General features: G+C 61.5%; 7 protein-coding genes, 2 tRNA genes and 1 pseudogene. 5 read left to right on the top strand and 5 right to left on the bottom strand.

Going from position 1 to position 8372, the window contains the following annotated elements; translation table 11 throughout:
* Together HMPREF2912_RS11630 and pepN are read right to left on the bottom strand one after the other, a co-directional pair.
* Nucleotides 1-259, bottom strand: a pseudogene (locus HMPREF2912_RS11630) (HNH endonuclease); the annotation flags it as partial.
* Between the two features lie 172 nt (nt 260-431).
* Nucleotides 432-2972, bottom strand: a complete 2541-nt coding sequence (gene pepN / locus HMPREF2912_RS11625) for an aminopeptidase N (RefSeq protein ID WP_070684276.1) — start codon at nt 2970-2972, stop codon at nt 432-434.
* 101 nt (nt 2973-3073) lie between these two features.
* On the opposite strand from pepN, the gene HMPREF2912_RS11620 reads away from it, so the two are divergent.
* Nucleotides 3074-3688 (top strand): mycothiol-dependent nitroreductase Rv2466c family protein, encoded by a 615-nt coding sequence (locus HMPREF2912_RS11620; protein WP_070684273.1) that lies wholly within the window; start codon nt 3074-3076, stop codon nt 3686-3688.
* On the opposite strand, the gene HMPREF2912_RS11615 is transcribed toward HMPREF2912_RS11620, so the two are convergent.
* A complete protein-coding gene (locus HMPREF2912_RS11615; RefSeq protein ID WP_210396403.1) occupies nt 3685-4062 on the bottom strand; it encodes a hypothetical protein in 378 nt (125 codons plus the stop codon). The genes HMPREF2912_RS11620 and HMPREF2912_RS11615 overlap by 4 nt on opposite strands.
* Before the next feature lie 103 nt (nt 4063-4165).
* Here HMPREF2912_RS11615 and HMPREF2912_RS11610 point away from each other — a divergent pair, with 103 nt between their 5' ends.
* Nucleotides 4166-4639: a ribose-5-phosphate isomerase gene (locus tag HMPREF2912_RS11610; protein ID WP_010191143.1), complete on the top strand. Its 474-nt coding sequence runs from the start codon at nt 4166-4168 to the stop codon at nt 4637-4639.
* Here the strand turns inward: HMPREF2912_RS11610 and HMPREF2912_RS11605 are convergent.
* Nucleotides 4636-5463, bottom strand: a complete 828-nt coding sequence (locus HMPREF2912_RS11605; protein WP_070597435.1) for an aldo/keto reductase — start codon at nt 5461-5463, stop codon at nt 4636-4638. The two genes, HMPREF2912_RS11610 and HMPREF2912_RS11605, sit on opposite strands and share 4 nt — an antisense overlap.
* 93 nt (nt 5464-5556) lie before the next feature.
* Nucleotides 5557-5631, bottom strand: a tRNA-Gly gene (locus HMPREF2912_RS11600).
* Nucleotides 5632-5845: 214 nt separating this feature from the next.
* Here HMPREF2912_RS11600 and HMPREF2912_RS11595 point away from each other — a divergent pair.
* The 3 genes from HMPREF2912_RS11595 to tig all read left to right on the top strand — a co-directional run bounded on the left by HMPREF2912_RS11595 (nt 5846) and on the right by tig (nt 8305).
* Complete coding sequence (locus HMPREF2912_RS11595; RefSeq protein ID WP_070597436.1) at nt 5846-6664, top strand: hypothetical protein; 819 nt, start codon at nt 5846-5848, stop codon at nt 6662-6664.
* 138 nt (nt 6665-6802) lie between these two features.
* A tRNA-Pro gene (locus HMPREF2912_RS11590) sits at nt 6803-6876 on the top strand.
* 73 nt (nt 6877-6949) lie between these two features.
* The gene (gene tig, locus HMPREF2912_RS11585; RefSeq protein WP_070524649.1) at nt 6950-8305 is read left to right on the top strand and encodes a trigger factor; all 1356 of its coding nucleotides are present in this window, start codon (nt 6950-6952) and stop codon (nt 8303-8305) included.
* The last annotated feature ends 67 nt before the right edge of the window (nt 8306-8372 follow it).

The following is an 8372-nucleotide window of genomic DNA, read 5'->3' as shown; positions in this document are numbered from 1 at the left end:
TCTTCACCTTCGCGGTGTAGGACTCGATGAGGGTGAGGGTGCCCAGGCTGTGGCGTTGTTGAAGGGCTGCGGTCCGGGCTTTGCGTTGCTTGCCGCTAAAGCGGGTGGGCCCGAAATACACCTGGTTAAGGTTTGCAAGCTCGGCGGCATCGGAAGCAGAAGCGCCGAGTGCGCGGAGCTCGTCGGGTGAGCCAGGAATGTTTTCCACCAGCGCAATCCCCGAATTGCGGAGGCGGATGTAGGTTTCGATATCCCCCATGAGCACAGAGACTAAAACAGCACCGTGGGCCCCGCAACCGGAGGAATTAAATTCCTGCTCAGAGGCAGGGTTAACGCCGACTAAGGGCAGGGAAAGGGATTGGTTGGGGGAACGGCAGCTGTGGGGAGGGACGGAACGAGAAAAGCCCCTCAGGGAGGGGCTAGACGCGGTGTTAACCGCGGTCGACGGCGCGGTTGCGCAGGGCGCGGGCGAGGCGGTCACGCTGCTCGGTCACGGCGCGACGCAGGCCACCGGCCAGGTCGCGAGAGAGGAATTCATCGGCGCGGTCGAGGGTCTCCTGGCTGACATCCCAGCGCGGGAACAACCCGGTCACCGTGGTCAGAGCAATCTCGTTGGACTGCGCGGACCAAATCTTTTCCGCCACGTCGAAGAACTCCGCACTCGGCAGGAGCTCGTCGGCGCCTACGAACGTCAGGCCCGCGAGCTTGGACTCCAAGTCGCGGTTGCCCAGTTCGCCGGCGACAATCTCGTCCCACACCGCGCGCTTGTTGTCCTCGGTATTAACCGCGGCCAACGCCTTAAGCGAGGCCTGGTAGCCTGTCGCGGTGTTATCGCGCTTGAGTTCCTCAGCCACCGCCGTCATGGCGGCGCCGGCGGCTTCGGGACCGGTGACGTCGGCAAGCGAGCCATCAGCGATGAGCGCGGTGAGCGCCTTCCAGCGCAGCCTCGCATCCGAGGAGGTCTTGAGGAGCTCCTGGAAGAAGGTGCGGGAGGCGTCGTGAAGCTTGATGCCAGCCAGCGCCTGGGTGAAGACGATGGAGCGCGCGGTGTTATCGGAGCGGGCGCCTTCAAGGAGGGCGTCGGCAAGCTGCGTATCCTCCTTTGCCCACTCTGGGTCGGCGTAAGTGGACTGGGCCATGGCAGCTTGGGAGAGGATGCGCTCCAGCACGGCGAGCTCGGTCTCCGCTGCCGCACCGCGGGCCACGAGCGCCACGAAATCGCGGGCGCGCATCGAGCCCGCGCGGGTCATCTCCCACGCGGTGGACCAGCACAAAGTGCGGGCCATGGGGTCCTCGAACTTCTCGATATTCTCCAACAGGAACTCAAGGGAACCCGCATCCAGCTCGATGAGGCAGTAGGTGAGGTCATCGTCGTTTGTCAGCACGAAGTCGATGTCCGCCTGCTTGCGGCCGATGAGTTCCGGAACCTCGGTGGAGGCGCCATCGATATCCATCTCGATGCGCTCGGTGCGCACCACCTTCTCACCCTGCAGCGCGTAGACGCCGACGGCGACGCGGTGCGTGCGCAGGGTATCGCCGCGCTGGGTGAGGTGGGCCTGTGTGATGGTGCCGGACTCGTCCGTCTCCAGCGCCACACCCAGCGTGTTGACTCCTGAAGTTTTCAACCACTGCTGCGCCCAGAAGGATAGGTCGCGCCCTGAGGCCTCCTCGAGGTGGCGCAGCAGATCCCCGAAGGTGGCGTTCGACCACTGGTGCTCCTGGAAGTGGCGGCGCACCCCGGCAAAGAAGTTCTCGCGGCCCACGTAGGCCTGCAGCTGCTTGAGCACCGACGCGCCCTTAGCGTAGGTAATGCCGTCAAAGTTCTGCTCCACGGTCTCAATGTCAGAAGCATCTGTGGAAATCGGGTGCGTCGTGGGCAGCTGATCCTGCTGGTAGGCCCAGGCCTTCTCCACGTTGGCAAAGGTCACCCACGCGGTGTCGTACTGGGTCTCCTCCGCCTGAGAAATCGCCGCCGACCAGGTGGCGAAGGACTCGTTGAGCCACAGGTCATCCCACCACTGCATGGTCACGAGGTCACCGAACCACATGTGCGCCAGCTCGTGCAGGATGGTGTCCGCGCGGCGCTCATACTTGTAGTGCGAGGCTTGCGACGTAAAGACGTACTCATCGCGAATGGTCACGCATCCGGCGTTCTCCATTGCACCGGCATTGAATTCCGGCACGAAGATCTGGTCATACTTGCCAAAGGGGTAGGCAAAGCCGAAGTTGCGGTGGTAGAAATCAAAACCCTGCTTGGTCTCGGTGAAAAGACGCTCGGCGTCGAGCGATTCCAGCAGCGAGGGGCGGCAGTAAATCCCCAGCGGCACCTCAACGGACTTAGCAGGTGAGCCCTCCGAGTGCTCCGCCAGCATGCCTGTCCACGTATCCTTCACGCCCACATACGGGCCCGCGCACAAGGCAACCAGGTAGGTCGACAGCGGGTAATCCACCGCCGCGCGCACGGTATTGCCCGAACGCGTGATAGGGGAGTTCGTAATCACCGTCCAGTGCTCCGGAACCTCAAAAGCCAGCGAGTACGTCGCCTTCAAATCCGGCTGGTCAAAGCAGGCGAAGACGCGCTTGGCGTCGGCAGTCTCGAACTGGGTGTAGAGGTAAGCCTCGCCGTCGACTGGGTCGACGAAGCGGTGCAGGCCCTCGCCCGTGCGTGAATAGCGAATTTTCGCCACGACCTTCAGCTCATACTCCGCCACCTGCAAACCCGATAGCGGGATCCCGTACGTCGGGTCATAAGCACTGGTGGGGAGAGGAGCGCCATTGAGGCGGACCTCGAGAAGCTCGTCACCGCGCAAGTCAATAAACGTAGAACCGGCCTTCTTTACTCGGAACTTCACCACCGTGGTGGAGGTGAAAAACTCATCCCCGGTGAGGTCGAGGGCGACGTCGTAGTGGCTTACCTCCACCATGTCGGAGCGCTGCTGGGCTTCCTCGCGGGTGAGGTTAATCGAGGTCATGTACTGTATCTCCTCTTTCTCGGTACCTTAAGTCTCTGCACCAGCGTAGTCACACGCCTAGGGTGGGGTGCCAAAGACCACAGAAACAAAGGAGATTTACCGTGGCTCAACAAGTGACGTTCTGGTTCGACTGCTCATGCCCCTTCGCGTGGCTGACCTCGCGCTGGATTAAGGAGGTGGAGAAGGTCCGCGATATCGAGGTGACTTTTGAGCCGATGTCCCTGTCCGTGCTCAACAAGGGCCGCGACCTGGATCCGGAGTACATGAAGATGATGGAAGCCAACTGGGGTCCTGCCCGCGTGGCGGCCAAGATTGCCGTGGAGGCCCCGGACAAGGTCGATGCCTTCTACACCGCGATGGGCACCCGCATCCACACGGAGGGCCAGGGCGGCAAGAAGGGTTACGGAGCCTACGACGACATCATCAAGCAGGCGCTTGGCGACGCCTCCCTCCCCGCCACCTTCGCCTCCGTGGCCAACACCGAAGAGATGGATGACAAGCTCACCGAGTTTCACAACCGGGGCATCTCCGAGGTCGGAGATGAGGTCGGCACCCCTGTGGTGAAGTTCGGCGATACCGCCTTCTTCGGCCCGGTCATTACGCGCGTTCCCACCGGCGAGGAAGCCGGCGAGCTTTTCGACGCCTCCGTGCGCCTCGCCCAGTTCCCCTACTTCTTCGAGCTCAAGCGCTCCCGCACCGAGGATCCCCAGGTTTAACGCGTGCGGTTGCGCATTGCTGCCGCGATGACGCAGATCAGGACGATAGGGGTGAGTACGATAGCGGGAAGTCCCGCGATGTTAATGATGGGCAGATAGCTCTGCGCCTGGTATTCCTCCCAGGCTGCGGCTAGCCACGTGGCCCACGACGCACCTGCAAGTAGCGCGAGGACGCCGGCGGTGATTCCGCCGGCGGTGCGTGGCTTATGTAGGAGCCACCACAGGCCCACGCCGAGGTGGGCCAGCGTCATCACTGCGTCCAAGAGAAGTGGCAGAATGAAGACGTTGTCGGTGAAGAAACCGGCGGCGAATAAACCTGCGCCGACAAGGATTGCGCCGACGTAAAGGAAGCAGACGCGTGCGGTCATGGACATAGTGGGGTCCTTCCTTGGGAGTAGACGTGCCCCACCATATCAATTTTGAATTATTGCTAAAACGGGTCGGCGGGCGTGTTCGCCGAGCGGTAGGATGTGGGCCATGCGCGTTTATTTAGGAGCAGACCACGCAGGGTTCGAGACGAAGAACGTCATTGCCGAACACCTGAAGAAGCAGGGCCACGACGTCATTGATTGCGGTGCCCATGAGTACGACGCCGAGGATGACTACCCGGCATTTTGCATTGAGGCCGCGCTGCGGACCGTCAACGATCCGGGTTCGCTCGGCATCGTGCTGGGCGGTTCCGGCAACGGCGAGCAGATCGCCGCTAACAAGGTGAAGGGCGCGCGTTGCGCCCTGGCGTGGTCCCCGGAGACTGCACGCCTGGCCCGCGAGCACAACAACGCCCAGCTCATCGGCATCGGTGGCCGCATGCACTCTGAGGAGGAGGCACTCGCCATCGTGGACGCTTTCCTTGATCAGGAATGGTCCCGTGCCGAGCGCCACCAGCGCCGCATCGACATTCTTGCCGAGTACGAGCGCACCAACATTCCGCCGGAGCTTCCGGAGGCTTAGTTCATGTCCTTGGGGTGAGTGCCGCCGCGGCCCTCTTCCCCAAGGTCGAGAACGGTGATGGCGGCCATCTCGGAATCATCAAGCTCAAAGCCGAATACATCGAAGTTCTGCGCGATGCGCTCCGGGTTTTCGGACTTCGGGAACACGATGACGCCATTTTGTAGGTGCCAGCGGATGATCACCTGAGCGGGGGAGACGCCGTATTTCTCGGCGGGCTCGGTGATTTCCGGCTGCTCGAAGAGATCCGTCTTGCCCTGGCCTAGTGGGCCCCAGGCTTCGATATGCACCTGGTGGGCGCGGAAGGCATCGAGCTCGCGCCAGCGCTGCAGGTAGGGGTGCAGCTCTACCTGGTTGACCACGGGGGTTTCATCAGTCTGGGTTTCCAGCTGGTCCAAGTGCTCAAGTTCGAAGTTGGAGACACCGATGGACTTTGCCTTGCCGGCCTTCTTCAGCTCGATGAGCTGCTTCCATGCCTCGACGTAGTGGCCGTTGTCCGGACAGGGCCAGTGGATGAGGTAGAGGTCAACGTAGTCGAGCCCCAGTTTCTCCAAAGATTCATCGAGGGCTGCGGCTGCGTCAGTTTGGCGGTCATTCCACAGCTTCGTGGTGATGAACAGCTCCTCGCGCGGGATGCCAGACTTGGCAATCGCGCGGCCCACGCCTTCCTCGTTGCCGTAGATGGCAGCGGTATCGATGTGGCGGTAGCCCACCTTGAGGGCCTCGAGGACCAGCTCTTCGGTCTTGTCGGGGTCAACCTTGAAGACGCCGAAGCCGAGCTGCGGGATGGAGTTTCCATCGTGCAATTTGATATTAGGTACAGTCATGCGGCCCACTCTACGCAGAGCTTGGTCATCCGTGCAGAAAACGATTAAAACCGCACCAACTACCTAAATTAGGTGGTTAGCGCGGCTTTTCCTTGGAGGGAATGACGGGAATCGAACCCGCGTCTTCAGCTTGGAAGGCTGAGGTATTAGCCACTATACGACATTCCCACAACCGGCAATCTTCAACTTTCAAGGTCTTGACTTTGAAAGTCTCAACGTTGAAAGCCGTTGAATCGGCGTGCCGACTACTTTAGCGCACGCGGGCGCTGAAAGGAAAATGGGAACTTAAGCGGGGTAAAGCGCGTTAGTTTGGGTAGGCGTACAAGCAAAACAACACATAGTTCGACACGCAATTCAACTCTGAGATGAAAGTGGTGCTTTCGTGAGCTCGTTATTGCTCCTTATCCTCGTCGTCGGTGGTGGCGCATGGTTACTCTCCTCGAGAAGCGGGAAAAAGCAGCAGGAGCTGCGAGAATCCCAACGTTTTGAGGACGCGATGGCGGATGCCCGCCGGTGGACCGAGCGCCTTGGCGGTCAGGTGATGAACTTGAGTGGCACGGATACTGCCTCCCAGCAGGCCATGGCGGATGCCTCCGAGCGTTTTACCGCCGCCAACTCGGCGATTTCCCGCGCCACAACCGCAAAGCAAGCGCACCTCGCGCGAGAGTCCGCGCTGGAGGGGCTGTACTATGTGGCGGCCGCGCGCGAGATTATGGGCATGGACCCAGGCCCCGAACTCCCGCCGCTGGAGGGTCAGCGCCAGGCCGGCAAGGTCACGGAAACCCGCACGGTGGAAGCAAACGGGGAGACGCTGACGGCGTCGCCAAGCGCATCTGCGCAAACCCCGAACTACTACCCGGGCGGTGTCGTGGCTGGGCGCCCAGTCCCGGCCGGTTGGTACTCGCGCCCGTGGTGGGCTGATGCGTTGACCACCGGCGTGTGGATGGTGGGTTACTCCATGATGTTCAACGCCATGTTCGCGGGCATGTCCGGCGTCGGCTACTCCGCCGCGGCGGCTGAAAGCGGCGACTGGGGTGGAGACCTCGGCGGCGCTGAAGGCATGGACGGCGGTGCCCTGGACGGAGCCGGTGATGTGGGCGCTGGCGATGTTGGGGGAGGCGACGATGGTGGCTTCTTCGATGGCCTCTTTGGCGGCGACGGAGGCGATGGCGGAATGTTTGATTTCGACTTCGACTTCTAAGCGGTTAAACATCCTCTGACATGCATAAATGAACCTAAAATGGGGCCGGTGTTGGGATAGTCAAGCGGCTATCGGTACACTAGCCCCAGTATGAAGCGCAGCTGCGTTCGGAGCTTCCGGGCGCAGAGGCTTTCCATACGGGGCGTGGCGCAGCTTGGTAGCGCACCTGCTTTGGGAGCAGGGGGTCGCAGGTTCAAATCCTGTCGCCCCGACGTATGGGGGCCTGGACACGCATCCAGGCCCCTTCATTACATTTTTAGACGATCACAATCAGGAGAGTTTCTCGTGAAGACCACCGTAGACAAGCTGAGCGATACCCGCGTCAAGCTCACCGTCAACGTTCCGTTCGCTGAGCTGGACAAGGAAATCGCTCAGGCCTACGCGGCGATCGCGCAGCAGGTTTCCATCCCGGGCTTCCGTAAGGGCAAGGCTCCGCGCCAGCTTATCGACGCCCGCTTTGGTCGTGGCCCCATCCTCGAGCAGGTAGTCAACGACATGCTGCCGTCCCGCTACGAGCAGGCCGTTACCGAAAACGATCTCAAGGTTATTGGTCAGCCGGAGATCGACATTGCCAAGCTGGAGGACAACGACTTCGTCGAGTTCACCGCTGAGGTAGATATCCGCCCCGAGTTCGAGGTGCCGGACTTCTCCAAGATTTCCGTTAAGGTGCCGGCGCTGGAGACCTCCGAAGAGGACGTCGACAAGGCGCTCGAAGACCTGGCTTCCCGCTTCGGTGAGCTCAAGGACACCAAGCGCAAGATGAAGACTGGTGACTACGCCATTATCGACATCACCACCGAGGTTGACGGCACCAAGCTGGATGAGGCTTCCCACGAGGGTATGACCTACCGCATCGGCGACGACAACCTGATCAAGGGGCTCGACACCGCTCTGCGCGGCATGAAGACCGACGAGGACAACGAGTTCACCACCACCATCCAGTCCGGTGAGCACGAGGGCGACGAGGCCACCGTGAAGGTCCACGTCCAGCAGACCAAGGAGCGCAAGCTGCCGGATCTCGACGACGAGTTCGCACAGATGGCCTCCGAGTTCGACACCATTGACGAGCTGCGCGAGGACACCAAGACCCGCGTCGAGGAGTCCAAGAAGTCCGAGCAGGCTGCCGCCATCCGCGATGAGGTCCTCAAGGCCGCGCTTGCCGACGTTGACTTTGAGCTCCCCGCCTCCGTGGTGGACGAGCAGGTCCACGCTCAGCTGCACCAGGTCATGGGTCAGCTGGCTCACGACGAGAAGGCACTGGCACAGCTGCTTGAGGCGCAGGGCACCACCCGCGAGGAGTTCGACGCTGACGCTCGCAAGTCCGCTGAGGAATCCGTGCGCACCCAGCTCTTCTTGGACGCACTCGCTGAGGTTGAGGAGCCGGAGGTGTCCCAGCAGGAGCTGACCGACCACATCCTGTTCACCGCCCAGTCCTACGGCATGGACCCGAACCAGTTCATCCAGCAGCTGCAGTCCAGCAACCAGCTGGGCAACCTGTTCTCTGACGTGCGCCGCGGCAAGGCCCTGGCTATGGCTATCTGCCGCGCCGAGGTCACCGACGAGGCTGGCAACAAGGTTGATGTTGACCAGTACTTCGGTGAGATCGATGAGGACGAGGCTGAGGCTTCCGAGGAGAAGTAATCTCCCGCTTGTAAAACGCCGCTGCCACATGTGTGGTGGCGAGCGCGCGTGAAACCCCGGATTCAGG

Origin of the sequence: Corynebacterium sp. HMSC056E09 (genome assembly GCF_001813425.1) — a bacterium.
Lineage (GTDB): Bacteria > Actinomycetota > Actinomycetes > Mycobacteriales > Mycobacteriaceae > Corynebacterium > Corynebacterium hesseae.
This window is presented reverse-complemented; position numbering and strand designations above follow the sequence as displayed.